This window comes from Haloferax sulfurifontis ATCC BAA-897, from assembly GCF_000337835.1.
In the GTDB taxonomy this organism is placed as follows: Archaea; Halobacteriota; Halobacteria; order Halobacteriales; family Haloferacaceae; genus Haloferax; species Haloferax denitrificans.
In genome coordinates, this window is record NZ_AOLM01000018.1 from 153,246 (window position 1) to 178,786 (window position 25,541).

Here is a 25,541-nt window from a genome sequence, read left to right on the forward strand (position 1 = left end):
CAAGTGCCTTACCCTTGGGACCGACCGTGGGAGTCCCGCCGGGTGCGCTGGTCCCGACGCCCCCGTTGGGCGGCGTACAGGGTGTCGCCCGGAAGCGACTCGCGGGCGACCGGAATCGACGGCTCGTCGTAGCCGAGCGTGGTGAACAGGAAGTCGGCGTCGGCGCGGCGGGCGACCTCCGCGGCGGGTCGGTGGAGTTCGACCGGGACGTTCAGCGCGTAGACGACGTCGGCGTCGGCGTAGGGGCCGAGGTCGGAGGCGTCGGCGCGGGCGAACACGTCGTCGCGGACGAACGAGACGCCCTCGGGGACGGGAAAGTCGTGAACGTCGACGGCGACCACGTCGACCCCGCGGGCGGCGAGGGCGGCCGCCACCGAGGGCTCCCGACCGACCCCGACTTCGACCGCGCGGTCGTAGCCCGACAACCGTGCAACGAGCGCGTCGCGAAGCGATTTTTTCACGTCGGGATATTTATGAAGCGTCCCCGCTTAATCCCTCGCATGCTCGTCGATATCGTGCCTATCGGGGATATTTCTGCGGCCGTCAAGCGGGAGGCATCCGCCGGACTTCGCTCCGTCTACGACTGCGACGTGACCGTGCAATCGAATCAGGCGATACCCGAGGGCGCGTTCGACCGGAGCCGAAACCAGTACCGCGCCGAGCAGTTCATCGAGCTGGCGAGCCGCATCGGTCGCGGCGAGAAGAACATCGGCATCACCGAAAAGGACCTCTACTACCGCCGCCGAAACTACGTCTTCGGCCTCGCGTACCTCAACGGCAACGGCTCCGTCATCTCCACGTACCGCCTCCAGACCTCCACCGACGGCGGCATCACGAACAAGCCCGCCGACGAGGTGCTGTCCGACCGCGTGCGCAAGGAGGTCGTCCACGAGATCGGCCACACCCTCGGTCTCGAACACTGCGACAACAACAAGTGCGTCATGTCATTCTCGCCGACGGTCCGCGAGGTCGACGTGAAAGAAGAGAACCTCTGCGGCACGTGCAGTCGGCTCGTCCACTAGTTCTCAGGGCACGAACACCGTCTCACCCTTTTTCTCGTCTCGGCACCTGTATACGGGTATGAACTTCGTCGTTGCAGTAGACGGGTCTGCGGCCGCCGACAGAGCGCTCGACCACGCGCTCACGATGCTCGAACCGCTGGGTGCGACGGTCACGGTCGTCCACGCGGTCGAACCGCAGGTCCTCGTCGAAGGCGGCGAGGAACCGGTCGCGGGCGTCGCCAGAACCGGCGACCGAATCGTCGCCGAGAGCCTCGAAGACGCGGAATCGCGCGCCGAGCGCGTCCTGCAGGCGGCCGCCGAACGCGCCGCCGACGCGGGCGTCGAAGCGACCGCGGAACTCCTCTACGGCGACCCCGTCGAGGCGATTCCGGCCTACGCCGACGAGGCGGACGCCGACGGTATCTTCGTCGGCCACCGCGGCCTCTCGAAGCGCTACGAGGGGCTGGTCGGGAGCGTCGCCAAGGAACTCGTCGAGCGGGCGTCCTGCCCCGTCACCGTCGTCCGCTGAGTGCGCCGACTCGACGGCCGCGACGGCGGCGGCCAACCCCTGCGAACCGCGCTCGCGCTCTCGCTCGTCACCGGCGAGCCGTTCGAGATGACGAACGTCCGCGGGAACCGCTCGACGCCCGGGCTGAAGGCCCAGCACGTCGCCTGCGTCTCGGTCGCGGCGGCCGTCTCGAACGCCGACGTCGACGGCGGCGAGGTCGGCTCCTCAACACTCCGCTTTTCGCCCGGCGACGTGCGAGCCGACCCGGTCGAGGCGGCCGTCGGCACCGCCGGGAGCGCGACGCTCGTCTGCGAGACGCTTCTTCCCGCGGCCGTCGCCCTCGACGACCCGCTTTCGCTTTCGGTCACCGGCGGCACCGACGTTCGGTGGTCGCCGCCGGCGGACTACCTCCGGTACGTAAAACGCCCGCTGTGTTCGGCGTTCGGCGTCGACTTCGGCGTCTCGGTGCCTCGCCGCGGCTTCTACCCGGCCGGGGGCGGCACGCTCTCGCTCCGAATCGAACCGGCCGAGCCGACGCCGCTGGCGCTGGACCGTCGCGCGGACCCCGACGAACTCCGGGTCTACTCGGTCGAAAGCGACTCGCTCGCGGACGCCGCGGTGGCCGACCGGCAGGTCGAGGGCGTCCGCGACACGCTCGCCGAGGCGGGCGTCGACCTCCCGGTTCACGCCGCGGTCTCGTCGGTCGAAAGCGACTCGCCCGGCTCGGTCGTGGTCGTCGTCGCGCGGGGTGGAGACGGGGGCGAATCGGTCGTCGCCGGCTTCGACGCCTACGGCGAACGCGGCACGCCCGCCGAGACGGTCGGGGCGCGGGCGGGCGCGTCGTTCCTCGACTGGCTCCGCGGCGACGCGCCCGTGGACCGCCACATGGCCGACCAACTGCTCGTCTGGGTCGCGCTCGCCGGGGGTCGCCTGCGGATTCCCGCCGTCACGGACCACGTGCGTACGAACCTCGACGTGATTCGGGCCTTCGGCTACGACGTGACGCTTCGGGCGGCCGGAGACGGCGCAGGTGCGGTCGTCGAGTCCGACGGCGGCCGCTGACCGGGAGACCCGTTTTCGGCCGATTCAGGGCGCGTAGGTTCCGTTCAACTGCGTCTCGGCGATGACGTGTCCCGCGATGGCGCGCTTCAGGTCGGCCTTCGTCGCGCCCGCGTCGAGGTCGAGGGGTGCGTCGAGCGCGTACAGGAGGAACCGGTAGGCGTGCTCGCCGTCCGGTGGGTTCGGGCCGCCGTAGCCCCGCTCGCCGTAGCTGTTGGTTCCCTCGACCGCGCCCGGCGGCGTCTCGCCCGCCTCGATGGCGTCGGTCTCGGGGTCGACGTTCCAGACGAGCCAGTGGTCCCACACCTCGCCCGCGGGCTTCACCGCGTCGGGGTCGTCCATCACGAGGGCGAGCGAGACGGTTCCGGGTGGCACGCCGCCGATGCGGAGCGGCGGACTCTCGTTTTCGGTCGCGTAGCCGTGGGTGCGGGGTATCGGGCTTCCGTCGTCGAACGCCGGGCTTTGGAGGGTGAGCCCGCGACGGCGCTCGCTCGAATCGCTCGATATCATACCGTCTCGTTGGGCGACCAGCGACAAAACGATTCGTTCGGGAAAACCGACGCGTCAGCGGCTGTAGACGACTCGAACGCCGATTCCGTCGGGGTCGGAGACGACGAACGAATCGGTCGTGGGGGCGTCGGCCGCATCGTCGTCGCCGGACCCGACCTCGTCGAACCCGTCCTCGTCGACCGCGTCGAACTCGTGGCCGCCGTCAGTCAGCGACTCGCGGACTGCGTCGAGCGTCGCGGTGTCGGGGACGACGACTTCGAACCACTCGATTCCGCGGCCCTCGCCGACCGGAGCGCTCCGGGTGTTCCAACTGTTCAGGCCGACGTGGTGGTGGTACTCGCCGGCGGCGACGAACGCCGCGCCGGGGTAGCCCTCGTCGCGGACGCGCATGCCGAGCGCGTCGACGTAGAAGTCCCGCGACCGAGGGACGTCGGTGACTTCGAGGTGGACGTGTCCGAGGTCGGTGCCGGCGGGCGCGCGGTCCGCGCCGGCGGCGTCGTCGGCGAGCGACCCGAGGTCCAGCGGGAGCGTGTCCATCGATACCCGGCGGTCGTCGGTCCACGGCCACCTCTCGCGGGGGCGGTCGCGGTAGACCTCGACGCCGTTGCCCTCCGGGTCGCGGAAGTACAGCGCCTCGCTGACGAGGTGGTCGGACGCGCCGGACAGGGTCGCGTCGGCGTCGCTGGCGCGGGTTCGGGCGCGGGAGAGCACGTCGCCGAGCGCGCCCCGGTCGGGCACGCGGACCGCGAGGTGGAACAGCCCGGCCTCCCGGCGACCGCGCTCGGGGGCGTCGGGGTCCTCGTCGAGGACGACGACGGGGGTCTCGCCCGCCGAGAGAACCGCCCGCGACCCGTCGCGGTCGCGCTCGACCGCGAGGCCGACCACGTCGCGGTAGAACGGGACGACGCGGTCGAGCGAGCCGACGCGGAGCGCGACCCGGCCGAGGTGGGCGTCGTCCGTGAGCGAGCCGTCGGATGGGAAATCGTTCGTCATGCCCACGTCTTCGAGCGTGGCCGTGAAAACGTCCGTAGTAACATCGGAGTCACTCGCGGCGCGGCGTGTAACCGGGTCGCTGTCGGCGGGAAACGCCCGGTTGAGACGGAACGAAAAACGAGAGCGAGAGCGGAAACGAAGCGGACGGAAACGCGAACGCGAACGGGCGACCGGGTCGCTACTCGGCGTAGTAGTACTCGCCGGCGCGCTTCTGCTCGCGGTCGAGTTGCGAGTCGGGCTTGTTGATGCGCGGGCGCTGGGTGCGCTCGTCGCGGCGGAACGTGATGTCGAGGTCCGACAGGAAGTCGTTCATGCCGTCGCGCATCTCCTGTGGCTTCGAGGCGTGGCCCTCGATGGACGGCTCGCCGTCGAACACCATCAGGCGGTCCGCGAGCAGGTCCATCATGTAGATGTCGTGGTCGATGACCATGACCGTCGCGTCGTGGTTCTCGGCGTAGCGGCGGATGGCCGAGGTGGCCTGCACGCGCTGTTCGACGTCGAGGTGGGCCGACGGCTCGTCGAGCAGGTAGAGGTCGGCGTCCTGCGAGAGACACGCCGCGATGGCGACGCGCTGGCGCTCGCCGCCCGAGAGGTCGGTGAGGTTGCGCTCCATGATGCGGTTGAGCTGGAGCGGGTTCGCGATTTCCGTGTTCCAGTACGACGAGCCGAACTGGTCGGTGATAGACGAGAGGAACGCGTCGACTCGCATCGGCTGGTCGATTTCGATGTACTGCGGCTTGTACGAGATGTCGAGCGCGAAGTCGAGGTCGCCCATATCGGGCGTCAGGTCGCCCGTAAACAGCTGGGCGAGCGTCGACTTCCCGATACCGTTGGGGCCGACGACGCCGAGCACTTCGCCGTTGTAGATGGTGCCGGACTCCACGTCGAGCGAGAACTCGCCGTCGCCGTAGGACTTGGCGAGGTCGGGGTACTCGACGAGGGGTTCGGCCTTCGTCGTCTCCCGGGGCGCGTGTTCCTCGAAGGTGATGGCCTCCGGGCGGATGCGCATGTTCTCGTTCGAGAGATACCCCTTCAGGTACTCGTTGATGCCGTTTCTGACCGACTTGGGGTCGGTGATGACACCGTACGCGCCGGGCTCACCGTAGGCGACGTGGAGCGTGTCGGCGAGCAGGTCGAGGATGGCGAGGTCGTGTTCCACCACGAGCACCGCGCGGTCTTCGTCCTCCGCGAGTTCGCGGATGAGCCGCGCGGCGGTGACGCGCTGGCCGATGTCGAGGTACGGCGAAATCTCGTCGAGGAAGTAGAAGTCGCGGTCGCGGGCGAGCGTCGCCGCGAGGGCGACCCGCTGGAGCTCGCCGCCCGACAGCGTCTCGATGTCGTTGTCGACGACGGGCCCGATGTCGAGGCGGTCGATGTAGGAGTCGAGCGCGCCGCGCTCGTCGGTCGCCTCCAAGAGGTCGCGGGCCGTCCCGTCGAACTGCTTGGGGATCTGGTCGACGTACTGCGGCTTGCGCGCGATGGAGACCTCGCCGTCGCGGACCCGCTCGACGTAGTTCTGGAGCTCGGTGCCGCGGAAGCGGTCGAGGACGGCCTCCCACGTCGGGTCGTCGTCGTAGTTGCCGAGGTTGGGGACCATCTCGCCCGCGAGGGCGCGGACGGCGGTCGTCTTCCCGATACCGTTCGGGCCGAGGATGCCCGTCACCGCGCCGGATTCGGGGACCGGAAGCCCGTACAGCGAGAAGGCGTTTTCGCCGTAGCGGTGGGTCGGCTCCTCGTCGAGCTCCGAGGGGAGGTTGATGATTTCGATTGCGTCGAAGGGGCACTTCTCGACGCAGATGCCGCAGGTCTCGCCGAGGCAGATTTCCTCGGAGATGCGCACCTGGTCGGGACCGCCCTGCTCGGCGTCCTCGCCGCGGAGCGTGATGCACTCTTTGCCCGTCCGGTTCGGCGGACAGAAGTTCGAGCACTCGTAGCTACAGCGGTCGGGAGAACACCGGTCTAAGTCGACGACGGCGATACTATCGTCGGCCATCGTTAGAGCTGAACACCCGAAGTCAGCAGGATGGCGAACGTGATGAACCAGAGCGCGAAGGTCATGAACACCACGTAGAGGTAGTCCTTCGCGCCGAACCCGGTGACGTCGACGCCGACGACGCGGAGCACGGGGAACTGGATAAGGACGAGCGCCCCGAGGATACCCACGGCCAACTGATTGGTCGCGGCCTCGGGACTCGTCCCCACCACAGCACCCGAGACCACCGCGGCGGCGATGCCGGCGAGGCAGGCGAGTGTCGTGACCGTCACTCCGCGAATGTGACTGGAGAGTCCGGTCTGCGTTTCCGTGGCCATGTGTTCCCGTGCGATATCCGGCGTCAAAAGGCGTTCGTTCCTCCCGCCACCCCGCGGGTAAAGCGTTGTCGGCCGGTCGCAGGCCAACAAGGTTTATGCTGGTAGCGCGTTTCGATTCGTAACGATGGCTGGAACAGAAGAGGAGAGTCTCGACGACCTCCCACCGAGTGCGAAGCTTGTTTTCAAAGTGCTCGAATACAACGGTCCGCTCACCCAGAAAGGCATCGTCGAAGAGTCGATGCTCTCGGCGCGAACCGTTCGCTACGCGCTCGAACGACTGGAGGGAATCGGTATCGTCGACGAGGACGTCTACTTCGCCGACGCCCGACAGAACCTCTATCAGTTGACCGATCTCGCGCCGCAAAAGGCGCAGGCCAAAGCCGACGGCGGCAAAGAAAAGGCCTGTTGCGCCGAGTAGTGAGAACCGCCGCGGAACCACCGCACGCTTCGCAGTCGGTGTCGTAAGAGACCAGTTGCGACGTGTCGACCCGGTCGAACCCCGACCGACGAAAACGACGATTCGGCCGTTCTGTTAGGCCGGAACGACCGTAATCTGCTGTTTTCTATCGATTGCGTTCTCCAGTTCCTCGGCGATGGCGCTCCCGCGAGAGACCTGAATGTCGCCGCCGCGGCCGACCGTCGCCGTGAACAGGTACTCGCCGTCGGCGCGGACCTCGACCGTCTCGCCGACGTGGCCGTCCATCCGGACGACGACGTGCCGCGAGGTGACCTCGGGCGTCACGACGACGCCCTCGTCGGCCCCGCCGGCCCCGCCGCCGGAACCGGACGCGCCGGACTGACCCCCGGCGTTCGCGCCCGCGTGCTGTCCCGACGACGACGGCTTTTCGTCGTGGGTCCGCACGTCGATGTCGATGCCGAGGCGGTCTTCCACGTCGGAGATGCGGCCGCCGCCCTTCCCGATGACGTAGGAGATGTCGTCGTCCTCGACGTAGACGACCGCGCGGTTCTGCCCTTGCAGGTCCACGTCGACGTGCCCGCGGGCGATGGAGCGAATCTCGCGTTCGATTTCCTGTTTCGCAAGCCGGGAGACGCCGCTTTCCTTCTCCTCGCCGTCCTCGCCGAGCGGGACGGTGACGACCTGCCGGTTGAACGTGTAAATCTCGTACTTCGGCGTGCCGGTCTCGAAGTCCCGAATCTGGATGACCGGGCGGGCGAGGTCCTCCGCGAAGAGGCCCTCGGGCACCTTCACCTCGGTGCGCACGTCGTACACCGTGTGGACCTCGCCGTCCTCGATGTAGACGACGGTGTCGACGACCTGCGGAATCATGCCGAGTTCGACCCGGCCGACGAGGCGCTGGAGCGCGTCGATGGCGCGGGTGGCGTGGACGACGCCGACCATGCCGACGCCCGCCAGTCGCATGTCCGAGAACACCGAGAAGTCCTCGGTCTTTCTGACCTCGTCGTAGATGGTGTAGTCCGGGCGCACGAGGAGCAGGGAGTCGGCCGTCTTCGCCATGTCGCCGCCGAGGGCGGTGTACTGGGTGATGTCGGGGCCGACCTGCAGGTCGCGGGGCTTCTCCATCGTCTTGACCGCGTAGTCGCTGTCGTTGAGGAACTCGGCGACCGCCTGCGCGAACGTGGACTTCCCGGCACCGGGCGACCCGGCGATGAGGACGCCGCGCTGGCGCTCGGCGAGTCGGTCGCGGAGTTCGTCGGCGAACTCGTAGTCGTCGAGTTCGGTCTTGACGATGGGACGGACGGCGGTGATTTCGATGCCGTCGGCGAACGGCGGGCGGGCGACCGCGATGCGGTAGTCGCGGAACTGGACGATGTCCATGCCCGGCTCGGAGAGTTCGACGAAGCCGTCGGTGGCGGCGCGGGCGGAGTTGACGATGTCGTCGGCCCACTCCTTCATCGTCGCCTCGTCGGTCGGCTCGTCGGCGATGGGCTGGTAGTGCATCTCGCCGACCGCGCCGCGTTTGGCCTTCGGGCGGGTGTCGGTCTTGAGGTGGACCGACATCGTCTGGTCGTCGAAGAAGCGCTCGATGATGAGCCCGCCGGAGCCGCGGACCGCGGCCTCGACGTACTCGACCGAGACGCCCTTCGCTCTCGCCACTTCGGCCTGCACCACGTCGCTCGTCAGGAGCGTCGCCGACCGCTCCGTGGCGATGTCGCGGATGAGCGCGTCGATGTCGCCCTCGCCCGCGCCCTTCGTCTCGCCCGAACTCGGGCGACGACCGACGTACTTGAGGTCGATGACGCCGTCGTCGGCGAACTCGGCGAGGCGCTGGAGTTCGGAGAGGCCCTCCCAACCCGTGTCACGGCCGTCGTTGGCCTGCGATTCGAGTTCGCTGACGACCGCCTCGGGGACGAGGACGTCGGCGCCCTCGTAGGTGCCGTCGTCGACTCGCTCGGACACGCGACCGTCGATGACCGCGCTCGTGTCCGGCACTATTTTCATGCGCGTGAGTTTGGGCGGGTGACGGATAAGGTTGTAGATAAAAGCGGTGACACCGTCGGCGGGGCGTCGGGTGGTCCCGCGTCCCGCGTTCCGCGCCCTCGACCTCGACTCAGTCGTCTCCGGGCGCGGCCACCCGCTCCCCATCGAGTACGTCGAACGACTCGACGAGGCCGTCGAGGTCGGCCGCCCGCGACGACAGCACCTCGGTCTGGTCCGCGAGGTCGCCGATGGACTCGGACTGCTCTCGGGCCGTCGCGACGACGGTCCGCGACTGGCCGGCGGTCTCCTCGGAAATGTTCGCCACGTCGTCGACGCGGGCGGCGATGTCCGCCGCCGACTGGGCCTGCTGGTCGGTCGCGGCGCTCACCTCGGCCACGCTGGCGTCGATGTCCGTCACCATGTCCACGATGGTCTCGAACTCGCCGATGGCCTCGGTGACCGTCTCCAGACTGTCGGCGACCTGCCGGTTCATCTCCCGCACGTCGGCGAGCGTCTCCTCGGAGTGTTCGGTGATGTCGGCGATGAGCCCGGACACCTCGTCGGCGGAGTCGCGGGTCTCCTCGGCGAGCGACTTGACCTCCTGTGCGACGACGCCGAAGCCGTCGCCGGCCTCGCCCGCGTGGGCGGCCTCGATGGCCGCGTTGATGGCGAGCAGGTCGGTCTGCGAGCCCACGTGCTCGATGAACGCCGCTATTTCGTCTATCTCCTCGATGCTCTCGGTGAGTTCGGCGACGGCGTCGGCGGTGCGGTCGATGCGGGCCTCCACCGTGTCTAACTCCTCCATCGCCTCGGTCGCCGCGTCGCGACCGACCTCGCCGCGCTCGGACGCGGTTTCGGCAGTGGTCGCGACCTCGTCGGCGGAGGCGGCTATCTCCTCGACGGTCGCAGACAGCGTGTTGAGTTCGTCGGAGACGGTCTGGAGGTGGTCGGTTTGTGCCCCCGCGCCGTCGGAGATTTCGGTGACCGAGGCGGCGACTTCCTCGCTGGCGGCGTCGGCCCGGCGGACGTGCTCGCGGGCGGTCGAACTCATCCGCGACACCTCCTGTGCGAACGACTGCACCTCGCCGATGGTCGACGAGAGGGTGCGGACGAGGTCGTTGTAGGTCGCCGCGACCTCGGCGTATCGCTCGTCGTCGACGCCCCAGTCGTCGGTGTCGATGGTGGCGGTGAGGTCGCCGGCCTGCGCCCGCGATGTCGCCTCGGCGAACGCCTCCACGAGATGCTGGAGGTTACGCGTGTAGTCGGCGAGGTCGCGTTGCATCCGGTCGAGCGCCGCGCCGAACTCGCCCGGCAGATCCTCGTCGAGCGCCGGGTCGTCGAACCGCTGGTCGGCGAGCGCGCCCGCCTGCGAGGCGACGATACAGAGGTGGTCGTGCATCGCGCCGAAGTCGTCGGCGAGGCGGGCCACCTCGTCGCGCCCGGTCACGTCCGGGGGGCGGGTCGACAGGTCGCCCGCCGCGACGCCCGCGGCCGCCGCCGAGATGGACTCGATTGGCGAGACGATGTCTTTCCGCGTGATGATAATCGTGTTGACGAACGCGAGGCCGGCACCGAACAGGAGGAGCGCCGAGAGTTCGAGTCGGAGCGCGCCGGTCGCGACCCACGGGAGCGCGGCCTGCGCGAGCGAGACCGCGAACTGGATTGCAACGGCGGCGACGACCTTTCTCTCGACCGAATCCGAGATACCGAGCGCGTCCATGCTTCCCCAGAGCAACCGTTCGTACGTCGAGACGAGTCCCATACTCGGACGTGCGGGGAACGCACAATAAGCCGGGCCGCGCATTCTCGAAATCTGATAACGGGGTCCGACCGCGAGAGGGGGACCGACCGCAGTCGCGGCGGGCCCGGCGCGCGCGGACTGCCGGACGCCACACGCTTTTGGGGCGACCCGCCGACGGGCCGGCATGGACGAACTCCGCGACCTCACGGCGACCCTCGTGTCGGTGCCGAGCCACGAGGACGAGACCGCCGCCGGCGACCGCATCGAATCGTGGCTCCGCGGGGAGACCGACGCCGACGTGACCAGAGACGGCGCGGGGAACGTCGTCGCCCGCGTCAATCCCGGCGTCGGCGAATCGCTCGCGCTCGTCGGCCACCACGACGTGGTCCCGCCGGCCGACCGCCAGACCACAGACGGCGGCGACTACGTGGTCGAGACCCGCGACGGCCGCCTCTACGGCCGCGGGGCGGCGGACATGAAAGGGGCCGTCGCCGCGTCGATGCTCGCCTTCCGCGACGCGGCCGCCGAGGCCGACTCGGAGGTCGTCCTCGCCTCGTTCGTCGGCGAGGAAATCGGCGGGGAGGGCGTCCGCGCGGCGCTCGACGACGGCCTCGAACTCGACTACGCCGTCGTCGCCGAGGGGTCGACGAACTACTCGGGACCGAACCGGACCGACGTGGCCGTCGCCCACCGCGGCCGCCGGGCGAGCACCCTCGTCGCGTCCGGGACCGCCTGCCACGCCAGCGAACCCGAGCGCGGCGAGAACGCCGTCTACCGCGCGACCGACGCCGTGGACGTGGTCCGCGGCCTCTCGGTGCCGGACGCCGAGGTCCTCGGCCACCCCGTCTCCGGGAGCATCGCCGTCACCGAAATCGACGGCGGGAGCGCGTGGAACGTCATCCCCGACCGCTGTGCGGTGACCATCGACGAGCGGACCGTCCCCGGCGGCTTCGCCGACCTCGCGCGGACAGAGGCAATCGAGGGGGTCGAGTGGGTCGTCGAACAGGACCTCCCCCCGATGGCGTGCGACGACGCCGACTTCGCCGAGCGCGTCCTCGACGCCGCGCGGTCGGTCCACGAGGCCCGCGGCGACGCGGAGCCGGAACAGACGACGAAGCCCCACGCGACCGACGCCGGGTGGTTGGCGCAGGCGGGCACGACCTGCGTCGTCTACGGCCCCTCGGAGCCCGGCGAGGCGCACACGAAAGACGAGAGCGTGTCGCTCGACGTGCTGGCGCGGTGTTACGAGACGTATCGTGCGCTCGTTGAAGGCTGGTGAAAGCCGCCAACCCCGCCCGCGACGACGCCTGAACACCCACACGCGACGACGCCCGAACAGCCACCGGGCGGGACTGAAAGGGGCCGCGAGCGAGGGCGAACCCCGGCGGCGTGAGCACCGCAGGCCGGAGGCCGAGGAGCGCGCGTCGCCGCGGGAGCCGTCGCTCGCGGGGGCTTTCGCGGTGTCGTCGGTCGCGGCTGTCCCGTCGTCGATTGCGGCGTCGGCGGCATCGGCTGTCGCGTCGGAGTCGGGAGCGACCAAGTGAGTAGCAAAACCCCACCACGAATACCCGCCTCCTGCGATTTAATACGCCTCCGAGACCACCGTCGTACCATGGCACAGTCCTCCGCGGAATCCGACTCGGAATCGGCGTACGACCGACTCCTCACGAAGTACAAGCGAATCGCCAACGTCGAGAACGCCGGCGGCATCCTCTCGTGGGACCAGCAGGTCATGATGCCCGACGAGGGGACGCCCGCGCGCTCCCAGCAGATGTCCGCGCTCTCCGCCTTGAGCCACGAACTCCTGACCGACGACGAGTTCGGCGACCTCCTCGACGCGGCCGGGGCCGACGACCCGACCGACGAGCAGGCCGACGTCCTGCGCGAACTCCGCCGCGACTACGAGCGGGCGGCCCGCGTGCCGAACGACCTCGTCGAGAAGATTTCCGCGGCGTCGTCGGAGGCCATCCCGGCGTGGAAGCAGGCGAAGGCCGAAGACGACTTCGAGACGTTCGCGCCGCATCTGGAGAAGCACGTCGAACTGAAGCGGGAGTACGCCGAGCACATCGACCCCGACCGCGACCCCTACGAGGTGCTGTTCGAGGACTACGAGCCGTGTCTGCCCCTCGAACAGGCCGAGGAGATTCTCGCCGAGGTGCGCGAGGTGCTCGTCCCGATGATAGAGGACATCCGCGAGTCCGACGCGGACCTCGCGGTTGACGCCTTCGAGGGCGAGTTCCCCGAAGACGAACAGGAGGAACTCGTCCGCGACGCGCTCACGACGCTCGGCTACCCGTGGGAGCGCGGCCGCCTCGACACCGCGCCGCACCCGTTTTCGTCGGGGACGCAGTTCGACGCCCGCGTGACGACCCGCTACGACGACTCCGACGTGCTCGGGTCGCTGTTCTCGACCGTCCACGAGTTCGGCCACGCGCTGTACACCCTCGGCCTGCCCGACGAGCACTACGCGACGCCGCTCGGCGAGAACCGCAACCTCTCGGTCCACGAGTCGCAGTCGCGGCTCTGGGAGAACCACGTCGGGCGCTCGCGGGCCTTCTGGCGGCACTTCCTGCCCACGCTCGAAGAGCGGTTCCCCGAGGTCGACGCGACGGTTGAGGAGGCCTACGAGGCGGCTAATCAGGTGTACGACGACAACCTCATCCGCGTCGAGGCGGACGAACTGACCTACCACCTGCACATCGTCATCCGGTTCGAACTCGAACGCGACCTCATCGCCGGCGACCTCGCCGTCGAGGACGTGCCGGAGGCGTGGAACGACAAGTACGAGGAGTACCTCGGCATCCGGCCGGACACCGACTCCGAGGGCTGTCTGCAGGACATCCACTGGGCGTACGGGAACTTCGGCTACTTCCCGACGTACTCGCTCGGCTCCGTCATGGCCGCCCAGTTGTTTGCGGCCGCCGAGGCGGACATCGACGACCTCGACGGGAAGCTGGCCGACGGCGAGTTCGGCGACCTCCGCGAGTGGCTCCGCGAGAACATCCACCGCCACGGCCGGCGCTACGAGACTAACGACCTCGTAAAGCGGGCGACCGGCGAGGACTTCGCCGCCGACGACTTCCTCGACTACGTCGAGTCGAAGTACGGGTCGCTGTACGACCTGTAGGCGAGACAGACAGTCCGCCGCAGTCCCCCGATTTCCGACGGCTCGGAGTCGGCGCAGGAACTAAATAGGGGTATGCCATATCATACCACGTATGGCCTCAGCACCCAGTGACGACTTGTTCGACCAGTTCTTGGCCGACCGCGGTCACGAGACAGAACCGGTACGCTGGGACCGATCCTATAACAAACTGCAGTGCCCCGATTGCGGGGCCCTGCACGACATGGGCGCGGCGACCTGCTCCGTCTGCGGGTGGGTGCCGGAGGCCTGACGCGTCCGAACTGACCAAGCCACGAGCACCTGTTCTCGACGGTTTTCACCCGCTCGGTGAGCCGTTCGCGAACGCCCGGCGAGTACGCAACTCCGGGCGCGTTCGCCCTCGTCCGAAGCACGTCGCTTATCACCGATAAGGCCGTGAACGTGCACAATGAGCGAATCCGACGTGACCGTCACCCGGCTGTTCGGCGGCCCGGGAAGCGGGAAGACCACGGCCTTGCTCGACAAGGTCGAGGAGATTCTCGAACAAGACGGCGTCACCATCCGCGACATTCTCGTTGTCTCTTACACCCGAGCCGCGGCGGCCGAGGTCCGCGACCGGCTCGCGGAGCGACTCGACATCAACCCGCGGTCGCTGAAGGGGAACGTCTCGACGATGCACGCGAAGGCGTACGAACTCTTGAGCCTCTCGCGGAACGACGTGGTCGGCGAGAGCGACAAACAGGAGTTCTGCGAGGACTACGGCATCGAGTTCGAAGACGAGTACGGCGGCGCGGGCCGCCGGACCGCCCGCTCGACCACCATCGGGAACAAGGTCATCGCCACGAGCCAGTGGCTCCAGCGCACCCGCCGCGACGTCTCCGACTGGTACGACGTGCCGTTCCAGTGGAACGTCGAGGAGGTCCGCCTCCCGCCGGAGGTCGACCCGAACGCCCAGGAGGGCAACAAGTACACGCCGACGTGGCCCTCCGACGACGACCGCATCGACATCCCCGAGGCCATCCGCGCGTGGCGCGCCTACAAGGGCGAACACGGGCTGGTCGGCTTCGCCGACATGCTCGAACGCGTCAAACAGCGCGCGCTCGTCCCCAACGTCGACTACCTCGTCATCGACGAGTTCCAGGACATCACGACCCTCCAGTACGACGTGTACGAGGAGTGGAAGCCCCACATGCGGGGCGTCCTCATCGCCGGCGACGACGACCAGGTCGTCTACGCGTGGCAGGGAGCGGACCCGAACCTGCTTCTCGACGCCGAACGCGACAACGACGAGATTCTCCCGAACTCCTACCGGCTCCCGTCGAACGTCCTCAACGTCGTCAACCGGGAGATTCGCCACATCGACAAGCGACAGGAGAAGGACCTCAAACCCCGCAAGGAAGGCGGTGCGGTCGAGGCCGTCGAGAGCCCGTCGATGCTCGAACTCGCCCGGAACGTCCGCTACACCGTCGAGAAAGACGAGGGCACCGTGATGGTGCTGTTCCGCGCGCGCTACCAGATGTTCCAGTTCATCGACGAGTTCCTCCCGTCGGGCATCCCCTTCTCGACGCTGACCGACCAGCGCATGTGGACCGACCGACTCACGCAGTACGTCCGCGCGGTCGAGGCGCTCGACGCCGAGGAACCCGTCGACGGCTTGCAGGCGCGCCGCCTCGCCGACATGCTCCAGGACTCCGCGTTCGGCACGAACGACCGCGACGACCTCTTCGACGCCATCGACGACAGACAGGAAGAGGCCGGCGTCGACGACATCACGAACATCGAGTTCACGCCGAAGGAAATCAAGAACTTCGCGCCCTTCGCCCCGGACAGTTCGTCCGCCAGCGACATGGTCCGCAAGGTGACGAGCTTCCAGCGCAAGTCCGTCAACGCGTACTTCGGCGGCGGCTACGAGGGGATGGACCCCAGTCGCGTCCGCGTCGGCACCATCCACTCGGCGAAGGGTCGCGAGGCCGACCACGTGTTCATGGCGACCGACCTGACCGAGAAGGTCGTCGAGCAGATGGCCGCCTCCGTCTCCGACGAGGAGCTCGAAGCCCGCGGCATCGAGGAGTTCACCGCGACGACGAGCCCCGTCCCGCTCATCACCGACAACGAGCGCCGCGTCTTCTACGTCGGGATGTCCCGCGCCCGTGAGCGCCTCATCGTCCTCGAGAACCTCGTCACCGGCGCGCCGACGCTTCCCATCAGCGTCCTGCTCCACAACGAGATTCGCGAGGCTCCCGCGCAGGAACTCGTCGACGACGCGCAGGAACCGCCCGCGCCCGAACCCGAGGCGTAACGTCCCGTGCGGAGCGGTCCGCGCGGCGGCGACGCCATCGACGCCGCCGTTTCCGAGCGAGACGCCGTCGGCTTCGTCGCCGTCTCCGGCGGCTCCGACCCCACGAGTCGCTACCTCACCGGCCGCGAGTTCGACTGCGACCTCGCCTTCGTCCGCGTCGACGGCGAGACGCATCTCCGGGTCCCCTCGACCGTCGAACCGCCGGCGCTGTCGGTCGCCTCGGTCCGCGTCGACGACAGGCCGCCGGGGAAGGCCGCCGCGGCCGTCCTCGCGGAACACGGCGCTCCCGAAGGGACCGTCCTCGCGCCGCGGACGATTCCGCACGACGCCGCGCTCCACCTCGAATCGGCGGGCTACGACCTCGCGTCGACCGCGGCGGTGGAAGCCGCCCGCGCGGTGAAAGACGACGCCGAGCGCGACGCCATCGAGGCCGCCCAGCGCGCGGCGACTCGCGGCGTCGGTCGCGCGGCCGCGATACTGTCGGCGGCGACGGTCGAGGACGCCGACGACGGCGACAGCGGCGACGGCGACAGCGGCCGTGAGGGCGACGGCGGCGACGGTGACGACGGACGGCCCGCCCTCCACTGGGACGGCGCGCCGCTTTCGACCGAGCGACTCCGCCGGCAGGTGAACGCGACGCTCGCGGCCGAGGGCGTCGACTCCGCGGGCGCGACGACGGTTCTCGCGGGAACCCGCGGCGACGGGGGCGAGCCGGTCGAACTCCCGCCGGGCGAACCCATCGTCGTCTCGGTCGGCCCGCGCGGCCCGGCGGGCTACCGCGGCGCGCTGGCCCGCACCTTCGTCGTCGACCCAGACGGCGGGTGGGAGCGCCGGGCGCACGTCGCCTGCGACGCCGCCAGAAAGGTCAGTCTGGTCGAGGCGGACCCCGGCGACGACGCCGGCTTCCTCGGGAGCGAACTCCGCGCGGAGACCGCCGCGTTCGGCTTCTCGATGGCCGACGAGGTGACGAGAGACGTGGGCGGCGGCATCGGCCTCGCGGCCCGCGAGGACCCGCCGCTCGACGGCGACCGCGAACTCGTCGCCGGCAACGTCCTCCGGGTCCGCTCCGCGGTCACGCACCCGGACCACGGCCGGGTCGAACTGACCGACGTGCTGGTCGTCGGCGAAGACGGCCCGCGACTGCTGGGCGACGCGCCGACCGGCCTCGGCCCGAGTCGCTGGTAGTTACTCGTCGTCGTCCGGCTCTTTCGCGACGCCGCCGATGACTTTCTCGGCCGCGAGCGAGGGGACGTCCTGCGGCATGGTGAGGAACTTCGGGAGCGCGACCATGAGCACCGCGAGAAGGAGCATCGCGCCGCCGAAGACGGTCCGCCCGTCGGCGAGGAGTGTGAGGCCGAAGCCGCCGACGGGGATGGCGAAGATGAGGGTCGCCGCGAGACCGACCATCTCCAGGATTCCGAGTCGCATCGCCCGAGGCTACACCACGGGCGAGTAAAAGCGTCGCGACCGGCGGGCGGGCGAGCGCGTCGTTCGGGCGGTGGGAGCGGGGCGACCCGTCGCCGCGGCCGACGGTCACGCGGGGTAGCATTAAGCCGCCTCCGAATCGACTGCCAGCATGGTCGCCGTCACCTCCGGGATGCTCGTCGTCTTCGCGCTCGTCGTCGTCACGATGGCGCTTTTCGTGACGGAGGCGGCCCCGCCGGACGTGACGGCCATCGGCGTCATCGTCGCGCTCGTCGTCCTCGAACCGTGGACGCGGGTGGACCTCCAGACGGGGCTGTCGGGGTTTTCGAGCGCCGCGACCATCACCGTCCTCTCGATGTACGCCCTCAGCGAGGGGGTGCGACAGACCGGCGCGATTCGCGTCCTCGGCGACGCGGTCGCCTCGTTTACGAACGGGAGCGAGTCCCGACTGCTCGCCGCGGTCGTCGGCCTCACCGGCCCCGTCGCGGGCGTCGTCAACAACACGCCGGTCGTGGCGGTGTTCGTGCCGATGGTCTCGGACCTCGCCGACCAGGCGAACGTCTCGCCGTCGAAGCTCCTCATTCCCCTCTCGTACGCCTCGATGCTCGGCGGCACGCTCACGCTCGTCGGGACGGCGACGAACCTCGTCGCCAGCGAGGCCTACGCCGCGGCGACCGGGTTGCCGCCGTTTTCGATGTTCACGTTCACGCCCCTCGGTGCGGTGGTGTTCGTCGTCGGCGCGGGCTACCTCCTGACGGTCGCGCCGCGGCTCCTTCCCGAGCGAATCGAGCCCGGAAACCGAACCGGGAACTACGGCGTCGAGCCGTTTCTCGCCCGCGTGCTCGTCCCCGCGCGGTCGCCGCTCGTCGGCATCCCGGCGGGCGAGGTCTCCGACGACACCTACCGCGACCTCAACGTGGACATCCTCGACGTGCTCCGCGGCGGTGAGCACTTCATCGCGGCCGACTCCGACCGCGAGGTCGAGTCGCGGGACATCCTGACCATCCGGGGCGACCCGGCGACGATTCGGCGCTTCTGCGACCTCGCGGACCTGCGGTTCCTCCCGCGCGCGTCGGTCACCGACGCCGAACTCGACCGCCCCGAGCGCGTGGCGCTCGTCGAACTCGTCGTCCCCCGCGAGTCCGGCCTCGTCGGCGAGACCATCGGCGGCGCGCGACTCCGCGAGCGCTACGACGCGACGGTGCTCGCGGTCCGTCGGCGCGGCGGCGACCTCATCCGCGAGCACTTCAGAGACGTGGAACTCCAAGTCGGCGACTCACTGCTCCTCCAGACGACGAACGAGACGGCGCGATACCTCCGCGACAGCGGCGACTTCGTCGTGACCAGCGAGGTCGCAGACGAGTTCATCGAGGACAACGGCGGACTGTCACCGACGTCGTTCCGCGCGTTCGCCGTCATCGCGGCGGTCATCGGACTGGCCGCGCTCGGCGTCGTGCCCATCGCCATCGCCGCGCTCGGCGGCGTCGCCGCGATGGTCACGCTCGGCTGTCTCTCGGCGAGCGACGCCTACGGCGCGGTGAGCTGGAACGTCATCTTCCTCCTCGCGGGCGTCATTCCGCTCGGGCAGGCGCTCCAGCTGACCGGCGGCGTCGCGCTCCTCTCGGAGTTCGTCGGCGTCGCCGCGACCTACCTGCCCGTCGTCGTCGTGCTCGCCGCGTTCTACCTGCTCACGGGGCTGTTGGCGAACGTCATCACGCCGGTCGCGAGCGTCGTCCTCATGCTCCCGGTCGCCATCGACACCGCGTTCGGCCTCGGTGCCGACCCCTTCGGCTTCGCCCTCGCGGTCACCTTCGGCGGGAGCACGGCGTTCATGACGCCCATCGGCTACCAGACGAACCTGATGGTGTACGGGCCGGGCGGCTACCGCTTCACCGACTATCTCCGCGTGGGCGCGCCGCTCCAGCTTCTTCTCACGGTCGTCACGACGGCCGGTATCGTCCTCTTGTGGGGGGTCTAGGTCACTCGGCTCGGCTCTCGCCCGCGTTGCGACGCTGGTCAGTCTCCGCCCGGACGCCGTCCTCGCCGTTCGAGGGGTCGTAGCCCGCCGGCCCCGACGGGAGCGTCTCCGGGTCGTCGACGCTCAGGCCCGTGGTGACGAGAAGCCGGAGGCCGCGTCGGACCGGCATGTCGAGTTCGCGAATCTCGTCGGGCGAGACCATGATGAGCGCGCCGGCGGTCGGGTTCGGGCTGTGCGGGACGAACACGGTAAACAGGTCGTCGTCGGAGACCTCGGAGACCGACGGCGGGGCCTCGTTGGTGACGAAGCCGATGGAGAACAGCCCCTCGCGCGGGTATTCGACCAGCACCACGCGGTCGTAGCCGGCGGTCGGTTCGGTGAGCGACTCCGACACCTGCCGGACGCCGAAGTAGATGGTGCGGACGAGCGGCAGGAGCCGAACGCCGCGCTCGAAGCTCCCGAAGAGCCGCTGGCCGAGGCTCATCGACGCGAGGTAGCCGAGAAGCGAGACGGCCACGGCGATGATGAGCGCCGACAGCACCTGCGAGATGAGGACGATGTCGCCGGAGTAGTTGAGCGCGTCGGCGAGGAAGGGCGTCACCTGACGGACGACCGGGCGGAGCGCGGCGGTGATGCGGTTGAACGCGAACTGGAGGACGAACACGGTCACGGCCAGCGGAGTGACGAGAATGAGACCGGTGACGAAACTGCTCCGCAGTCGGGCCAGAACGTCCATACCGACTCTCCGGCCGACGACGGTAAAATTGTATGGTATCAATGAGCACACGGTGGCTGTCGAAACGACAGAGCGCCCGCGAGGAGTCGAGTCGGTATCGTGCTACCGCACACCATAGTTTCAATACCGCGTCTCGGCATTAATTCGACATGAACCAAGGACCACCGGAAGACCCACACGGCGGGCGGACACCGCTCGAAGCACCAGTTATGGACAAGGTCGGGGGGTACGAGTACGTCGAAGAACTCGAAGCGGATGCGATGGCCGGTACCGCGGAGTTATCCTCGTACACCGATGTCGAGTTGGAGACGCTCCGAAACGAACTCCTCGGGAGCCCCGCAGTCGACGCCGTGCGGCGCGAGTTGCGGAATCGTCGCACCAACGATGACCCGTCGTCCGGTTCGATGCCTAGTTCCGGCGGCAGTGACAGTTCCGGACGGAAGCCGTCGAGCGGGGACGAGGAGTACGTCGATGGCTACGAGGGAGGCGTCGTCGACGACTACGTCGACGGCTACGAGGAGTAGACACCGGTCACTAATCACGAGGATACCACGGATGCCAGTCACGAAAGTCGCCTGTCCGAACTGCGGAGAAATCGCGAATATCACGGTCAATTCGAAAAGCGACGACATAATGCGCATCGGCACCAACAGTCTCGGTCGGAACAACCAGTCGGCGTGTAAGAACTGCGGAAAGAAGATTTACTACAATTTGGGGTAGCCCGTCGCGCTCTCTCGTCGAACGCGGCTCGGAGGAAGCGCCGACCGTCCCGGCGGGCAGTCCGGCAGTCACGAAACCGTGATGAGAAACGGAAACGGTAGGCATTAAGTTCAGCCGACCGAAGCCGCGGGTATGTTCACGGGAATCGTGGAGGGGCCGGGCGAAATCGTCGACGTGACCGACGCCGACGGCGGTCGCCGCCTCCGCATCCGCACCGACCTCACGTTCGACGACCTCCACCACGGCCAGTCGATAGCGGTCTCGGGCGTCTGTCTGACCGTCGAGGCGTTCGGCGACGACTGGTTCGAGGTGTTCCTCGCGGCCGAGACCGTCGAGAAGACCTACCTCGGCGACGTCGTCGAGGGCGACCGCGTCAACCTCGAACGCGCCCTCGCGGCCGACGACCGCTTCGACGGCCACATCGTCCAGGGCCACGTCGACGGCACGACGACGGTCGCGAACGTCGAGCGCGTCGGCGACGACTGGTTCTTCGAGTTCGACCTCCCCGAGTCGCTGGCGCGGTACGTCGTCCAGAAGGGCTCGGTCTGTCTCGACGGCATCAGCCTCACCGTGGCCGACCGCCACGGGGACTCCTTCGCCGTGGCCATCATCCCGACGACCTACGACCTGACGACGCTCTCAGAAAAGGCGGTCGGCGACCCGGTTCACGTCGAGGTCGACGTGGTGGCGAAGTACGTCGAATCGATGCTCGACGGCTACGCCGAGCGGTTGGTCGCCGAGTAGGGAAAGGGGACGCCGCGGTTCGTCTCGGGTCGTGTTCTGCCGTCGTCGCCGCCTCAGTCCTCGAACTCCGTCCGTTCGGAGCTGAACGACGCCGCGCTCGGGCCGGGCGCGTGGGCGCGGTGGTACGCCTGACTGTAGCGGCGGAGCTTCCCGATGAGGTAGAGCCCGAAGACGCCGTCGTAGATGATGACGTAGACGAGGAAGGCCGCGAGACCGCCGAGTCCGGTTATCCCCGCGATGACGGTCGAGCCGAGGCCGACCGTCGTGTTGTACGTCGCGTGGACCAGCGCCGCGAGGACGAGGCCCTTGATGACGATGGGACCGGCGTTCTCCTTGTTGAACTTGGCGAGGCCGAGGTAGTAGCCCGCGATGGCCGAGTAGATGACGTGGCCCGGTCCGGCGAGCGCCCGGACCGCGGTAATCGTCCCGCCGGCGGCGATGATGCCGACGCCGCCGGAGCCGACGTCGAGCCCCGAAGACGTGAGGTTGCGGGTGATGTACAGGGCGTTTTCGATAGTGGCGAAGCCGAGGCCGGCCATCGCGCCGTAGACGGCCCCGTCGATGACAGCGTTGAAGCTGTCGTGGGAGTAGGCGTACAGCCTGACCGCGAGGAGCTTGACGGTCTCTTCGACCGGGCCGACGACGAGGTAGTAGAACACGGCGCTTCCGAGGAAGCCGAGCGCCAACTGGAACTCGGCCGCGATGGTCTGGCCGACGTTGCTCAGAATCGAGTTGAGAATCGCGGCGAACGTGGCGGTGAGGACGCCGAGGAGGAACGTCACCACGAGCATCGACAGCGGCTCGTTTTGGGTCACGTCGGAGTAGTAGACGTAGCCCGCGAGCGCGAGCGCCGGGAGCGCCGAAAGCATGGTGAGCGCGCCGACCTGCGGGTCGGTGAGCGCCGACAGGCCGCCGATACCGACGAGGATGAGGAGCGCGGCGAGAACGACCAGCGCGCGGGTCGACGCGAGCAACACCCGGTAGAGCGCGACCGCGAGCCCGTCAACCGAGGTTCGTTCCTCCCACGTCGCGATGTCGTAGAGGTCGTCCGAGCCGTCGGACGCCTGCTCGACTGGGTCCTGCTGGTCCATCACGTAGCACAAAGGGTATTGCATCTGGTAATAGCTTCGGCCACGGCATCCCGCGACCGGCCGAAGGGCTGACAGTCGGATGGCCGGCGAGCGACTGACTGGCGACCGACTAACCGACTGACTGACGACCAGCCGCCCGGCCCAGCGGCCGACGACCGACCGTACGACGTTAATGCCTCCGCTCCGAAGGGCGGGTATGCACTTCGACCCCCGCGAACAGGCGGCGCTCCGCGAGGTCGGCCTCGACACCGACGACCTCCGGGCCGCGTCGGACCTCGTGAGCGACGCAGTCGAATCGGACGCAGACGCCATCGCCGCGTTCTTCGGCGACGGCGGGACGGTTTACTCGGACATGGAGATGGCCCACAGCGCCACCGACGTGCAGGAACACGCGGTCGACCACGTCGACCTCTACACCCACGGCGCGGACCTCCGCGGCTACCTCAAGTTCGACTCGTGGGGCGTCCCCATCGAGGGCGGCCGCGTCCTCTCGGAGGAGAAAGTCGAACTCACGCTCGGGCCGACGGTCGACGCCCGCGTCACCTTCGCCCGCGACGCCGACAAGCTATGAGGGTCCGCGTCCGCGGCATCTACGCCACCGCGCTCACGGGCGTCTTCCTCGACGCCGGCCACGACGTGGTGCAGGCGTCCGGCCCGATTCGCGAGCGCTTCGACGCCGAGTTCGACTCGTCGGACCACGACGTGTCGGTCGAGACGACCCGGAACCGACAGGGCGTCGGCGCGACCGGCGCGCCCGAGGCGGTCGAAACGGCCACCGAGCGACTCACCGACCTCGGCATCGACACCTTCGCGTGGGACGACCCCGCGCCGACCGGCGCGGTGTTCGACGCCCGCGTGACCGACACCCTCGGCGGCGGCGCGGTCTGCGACCTCGGCGAGACCGAGGGCTACCTCTCGTACGGCGACGTCGACGGCCGCGTGGAGGTCGGCGACGAGGTCCGCGTGCAGGTCGCCGAGTCGGCCCCCCCGTGGGCCTCCCACCGCGCCGACCTGACCGGCGACGTCCGCGCCGTCGCGGGGCTGGCGACGCTCGACCCCGACTCGGAGGGCGTCCGCGTCGACACCCGCGACGAGGCCGCCGCCCGCGAACTGGCCGGCATGACGGACCTCCTCGGCGGCGACCCGCCCGATGGCTGGGGCATCCGCTGGCACCGCGACGCCGTCGACGCCGACATGAGCGCCCTGAACGACGCGCTCGACCGGGCCGCCGAGGTGGCCGCGGAACTCGACGACGCGCTCTCTGAACCCGTCGACGCCCCGCGGGCGGTCGCCGCGCCCACCGCGACGACGTGGGTCTGGTTCGGCCGCGAGACCCGCTTCGAACTCGACGCCCAGCGCCGGGCCGTCGAGACGACGATGCCCGGCCACCACCGGACGAAGGCCGCCTCGCCGAAGGCCTCCGCCGGCGTCGACCTCGCGGAGGCGCTCTGCGAGTCGGTCGCCGACGGCGAGTTCCCCTTCGACGTGGTGACCGCGCAGTTCGGCCCGCTCGAAGGCGACGACGTGGAAATCGGCCACGGGAAACCTGACGGTCGGCTCATCACGCTCGGCTCCGGCGAGGTGACGGAACGCGACTCCGAGGGAACCGTCGAACTCCGGCGGAGCATGACCGGCGGCGGCACCTACGACGCCCTCGGCGTCGACCGCGAGTCAGGCGACGTGGCGGTCACGAAGTTCCGGGAAGGCCGGTGGTGGTACCCGACGGTGTACCGCGATGCCGACGGCGGCGTCAAGGGAACCTACGTCAACATCTGCACGCCCGTCGAATGCTTCCCCGACGAGATTCGATATATCGACCTCCACGTGGACGTGGTGAAACACGCCGACGGGACGGTCGAGCGGGTCGACGACGACGAACTCGACGCGGCCGTCGAGGCCGGCCACATCTCGGAAGAACTGGCCGAGAAGGCGCGGTCGGTGGCGTCGAGTCTGGAGTCGGCGCTGTCGGGGTAATCAGGAGCACTCAGAGAGATGGTAGTTACTGTTGAGAGTTGGTTTCGACTTGCGACTCCAGCCGTTTGAACATACCAAATGAGTTGAGTGCCGGTGCAGGTGCACCTGAGACGGTCCGCGAGCCGGCGGTTACAAGTTCGTGCACATTGATAGCCGTGGTTTCGGTGTCGACGTCTGCTTTGCTGAACACCCCGGCGAGGGCACCTGCGACGACAGGTGCCGCGTAACTGCTACCTTCGTACAGTTCAACGTCGCTGATATCAGCCGTATCGCGAGGGCTAGGCATGTGTGCGGGCGCAAGAATATCGGGCTTTCCATCAAGCGGCCGTGTGTTATCTGGCCACTCGCGCAGTGTCTTACTCCGTACGCACGAGGGCGAATCATCACAACCGTGATGGCCGCAAAAACTCCGCTCCCTCGCGTCGCCCTCGAAACAGTACGGTCCTTCGTCCATCGTATTATCAACCGGTGACGGGACGACTGGACACAGCGCCTCAAAACCACCGACTGCGACCGCTTCCTCAGCAAGGGCGGGGCTAAACACGTACTGTTTCGGGCCCTCATCGACCTCTCGATTTCCCGCAGCAGTAACGACGATTACGTCGTTTTCGACGGCGTACTTGACCGGGGGATGCTGTGGAGAGCATTCCACCGGAATCTCGTTTGGTGCACCCCACGAGAGGTTGAGAATATCGACACCATCGTCAACGGCCTGATGGATTGCCCGGGTGAACGAATCCGTCGGGAGGCGCTTGTCGGAGTCCATCGCCTGATAGAAGCTGAAGGTTGCCTGTGGCGCAACGGCACTCAGCAGTTCAAAGATGGCGACACCGTGGATGTGAGTGACGTCGTCGTCCACCTCTAAGAAATTTCTTCGATGTTCGATGTAAGCCGACCGAGCGAATGCGGCTGGAGGAGATTTGCACGAATCGACGATTCCGATGTGAA

At 68.6% G+C, this 25,541-nt stretch carries 25 protein-coding genes; 14 read left to right on the plus strand and 11 right to left on the minus strand.

Annotated elements, in window-relative coordinates; translation table 11 throughout:
• Nucleotides 1–8 precede the first annotated feature (8 nt).
• The gene (locus C441_RS09715) at nt 9–461 is read right to left on the minus strand and encodes a UPF0146 family protein (RefSeq protein WP_049920528.1); all 453 of its coding nucleotides are present in this window, start codon (nt 459–461) and stop codon (nt 9–11) included.
• Nucleotides 462–500: 39 nt separating this feature from the next.
• Here C441_RS09715 and C441_RS09720 point away from each other — a divergent pair, with 39 nt between their 5' ends.
• Genes C441_RS09720 through rtcA form a run of 3 tightly spaced genes read left to right on the plus strand, consistent with a single transcriptional unit; the run spans nt 501 to nt 2,571 of the window.
• A complete protein-coding gene (locus tag C441_RS09720) occupies nt 501–1,022 on the plus strand; it encodes an archaemetzincin family Zn-dependent metalloprotease (protein ID WP_007274937.1) in 522 nt (173 codons plus the stop codon).
• A 58-nt stretch (nt 1,023–1,080) separates the two neighbouring features.
• Nucleotides 1,081–1,530 carry a universal stress protein gene (locus C441_RS09725; protein WP_007274938.1) on the plus strand — a complete coding sequence of 150 codons (450 nt, stop codon included), beginning with the start codon at nt 1,081–1,083 and terminating at the stop codon, nt 1,528–1,530.
• Nucleotides 1,531–2,571, plus strand: coding sequence for an RNA 3'-terminal phosphate cyclase (gene rtcA, locus C441_RS09730; RefSeq protein ID WP_007274939.1), 1,041 nt, complete (start codon nt 1,531–1,533; stop codon nt 2,569–2,571).
• 24 nt (nt 2,572–2,595) lie between these two features.
• Here the strand turns inward: rtcA and C441_RS09735 are convergent, their stop codons facing one another.
• The 4 genes from C441_RS09735 to C441_RS09750 form a co-directional block, all read right to left on the minus strand.
• Nucleotides 2,596–3,078, minus strand: coding sequence for a YbhB/YbcL family Raf kinase inhibitor-like protein (locus tag C441_RS09735; protein ID WP_007274940.1), 483 nt, complete (start codon nt 3,076–3,078; stop codon nt 2,596–2,598).
• 54 nt (nt 3,079–3,132) lie between these two features.
• Nucleotides 3,133–4,071, minus strand: a complete 939-nt coding sequence (locus C441_RS09740; protein WP_007274941.1) for a VOC family protein — start codon at nt 4,069–4,071, stop codon at nt 3,133–3,135.
• Nucleotides 4,072–4,249: 178 nt separating this feature from the next.
• Nucleotides 4,250–6,064 carry a ribosome biogenesis/translation initiation ATPase RLI gene (locus C441_RS09745; RefSeq protein WP_007274942.1) on the minus strand — a complete coding sequence of 605 codons (1,815 nt, stop codon included), beginning with the start codon at nt 6,062–6,064 and terminating at the stop codon, nt 4,250–4,252.
• A gap of 2 nt (nt 6,065–6,066) precedes the next feature.
• Nucleotides 6,067–6,381, minus strand: a complete 315-nt coding sequence (locus tag C441_RS09750; RefSeq protein ID WP_004969107.1) for an EMC6-like membrane protein — start codon at nt 6,379–6,381, stop codon at nt 6,067–6,069.
• Nucleotides 6,382–6,505: 124 nt separating this feature from the next.
• Between C441_RS09750 and C441_RS09755 the strand changes: the two genes are divergently transcribed.
• Nucleotides 6,506–6,799: a MarR family transcriptional regulator gene (locus C441_RS09755; RefSeq protein WP_049917911.1), complete on the plus strand. Its 294-nt coding sequence runs from the start codon at nt 6,506–6,508 to the stop codon at nt 6,797–6,799.
• A 114-nt stretch (nt 6,800–6,913) separates the two neighbouring features.
• Here the strand turns inward: C441_RS09755 and C441_RS09760 are convergent, their stop codons facing one another.
• Together C441_RS09760 and C441_RS09765 are read right to left on the minus strand one after the other, a co-directional pair.
• Nucleotides 6,914–8,803, minus strand: coding sequence for a PINc/VapC family ATPase (locus tag C441_RS09760; protein WP_007274943.1), 1,890 nt, complete (start codon nt 8,801–8,803; stop codon nt 6,914–6,916).
• 109 nt (nt 8,804–8,912) lie between these two features.
• Nucleotides 8,913–10,544: a methyl-accepting chemotaxis protein gene (locus tag C441_RS09765; protein ID WP_007274944.1), complete on the minus strand. Its 1,632-nt coding sequence runs from the start codon at nt 10,542–10,544 to the stop codon at nt 8,913–8,915.
• A 163-nt stretch (nt 10,545–10,707) separates the two neighbouring features.
• Between C441_RS09765 and C441_RS09770 the strand changes: the two genes are divergently transcribed.
• The 5 genes from C441_RS09770 to C441_RS09785 all read left to right on the plus strand — a co-directional run bounded on the left by C441_RS09770 (nt 10,708) and on the right by C441_RS09785 (nt 17,110).
• Nucleotides 10,708–11,802: a M20 family metallopeptidase gene (locus C441_RS09770; RefSeq protein WP_007274945.1), complete on the plus strand. Its 1,095-nt coding sequence runs from the start codon at nt 10,708–10,710 to the stop codon at nt 11,800–11,802.
• 333 nt (nt 11,803–12,135) lie between these two features.
• Nucleotides 12,136–13,650, plus strand: coding sequence for a carboxypeptidase M32 (locus C441_RS09775; protein WP_007274946.1), 1,515 nt, complete (start codon nt 12,136–12,138; stop codon nt 13,648–13,650).
• Between the two features lie 91 nt (nt 13,651–13,741).
• Entirely contained in the window at nt 13,742–13,918 is a 177-nt protein-coding gene (locus tag C441_RS20570) for an HVO_0416 family zinc finger protein (protein WP_007274947.1), read from the plus strand.
• A gap of 156 nt (nt 13,919–14,074) precedes the next feature.
• Complete coding sequence (locus C441_RS09780) at nt 14,075–15,925, plus strand: UvrD-helicase domain-containing protein (protein WP_007274948.1); 1,851 nt, start codon at nt 14,075–14,077, stop codon at nt 15,923–15,925.
• A 6-nt stretch (nt 15,926–15,931) separates the two neighbouring features.
• Nucleotides 15,932–17,110: a M24 family metallopeptidase gene (locus C441_RS09785; protein WP_007274949.1), complete on the plus strand. Its 1,179-nt coding sequence runs from the start codon at nt 15,932–15,934 to the stop codon at nt 17,108–17,110.
• Here the strand turns inward: C441_RS09785 and C441_RS09790 are convergent, their stop codons facing one another.
• Nucleotides 17,111–17,353: a DUF7533 family protein gene (locus tag C441_RS09790; RefSeq protein ID WP_007274950.1), complete on the minus strand. Its 243-nt coding sequence runs from the start codon at nt 17,351–17,353 to the stop codon at nt 17,111–17,113.
• A gap of 148 nt (nt 17,354–17,501) precedes the next feature.
• Between C441_RS09790 and C441_RS09795 the strand changes: the two genes are divergently transcribed.
• Complete coding sequence (locus C441_RS09795; protein WP_007274951.1) at nt 17,502–19,328, plus strand: SLC13 family permease; 1,827 nt, start codon at nt 17,502–17,504, stop codon at nt 19,326–19,328.
• A 1-nt stretch (nt 19,329) separates the two neighbouring features.
• On the opposite strand, the gene C441_RS09800 is transcribed toward C441_RS09795, so the two are convergent.
• Nucleotides 19,330–20,064, minus strand: a complete 735-nt coding sequence (locus C441_RS09800; RefSeq protein ID WP_007274952.1) for a DUF502 domain-containing protein — start codon at nt 20,062–20,064, stop codon at nt 19,330–19,332.
• A 149-nt stretch (nt 20,065–20,213) separates the two neighbouring features.
• Here C441_RS09800 and C441_RS09805 point away from each other — a divergent pair, with 149 nt between their 5' ends.
• Nucleotides 20,214–20,588 (plus strand): hypothetical protein, encoded by a 375-nt coding sequence (locus tag C441_RS09805; protein ID WP_239640825.1) that lies wholly within the window; start codon nt 20,214–20,216, stop codon nt 20,586–20,588.
• Between the two features lie 328 nt (nt 20,589–20,916).
• Nucleotides 20,917–21,528 carry a riboflavin synthase gene (locus tag C441_RS09810; RefSeq protein WP_007274954.1) on the plus strand — a complete coding sequence of 204 codons (612 nt, stop codon included), beginning with the start codon at nt 20,917–20,919 and terminating at the stop codon, nt 21,526–21,528.
• Nucleotides 21,529–21,581: 53 nt separating this feature from the next.
• Here C441_RS09810 and C441_RS09815 read toward each other — a convergent pair whose 3' ends face one another.
• Nucleotides 21,582–22,619 (minus strand): PrsW family intramembrane metalloprotease, encoded by a 1,038-nt coding sequence (locus C441_RS09815; protein WP_007274955.1) that lies wholly within the window; start codon nt 22,617–22,619, stop codon nt 21,582–21,584.
• 196 nt (nt 22,620–22,815) lie between these two features.
• Here C441_RS09815 and C441_RS09820 point away from each other — a divergent pair, with 196 nt between their 5' ends.
• Nucleotides 22,816–23,190, plus strand: coding sequence for a DUF7532 family protein (locus tag C441_RS09820; RefSeq protein WP_007274956.1), 375 nt, complete (start codon nt 22,816–22,818; stop codon nt 23,188–23,190).
• Entirely contained in the window at nt 23,187–24,593 is a 1,407-nt protein-coding gene (locus tag C441_RS09825) for a DUF402 domain-containing protein (RefSeq protein WP_007274957.1), read from the plus strand. Before C441_RS09820 ends, C441_RS09825 begins: the two co-directional genes overlap by 4 nt.
• 25 nt (nt 24,594–24,618) lie before the next feature.
• Here C441_RS09825 and C441_RS19025 read toward each other — a convergent pair whose 3' ends face one another.
• Nucleotides 24,619–25,452, minus strand: a complete 834-nt coding sequence (locus C441_RS19025) for a S8 family serine peptidase (RefSeq protein ID WP_083874910.1) — start codon at nt 25,450–25,452, stop codon at nt 24,619–24,621.
• Nucleotides 25,453–25,541 lie beyond the last annotated feature (89 nt).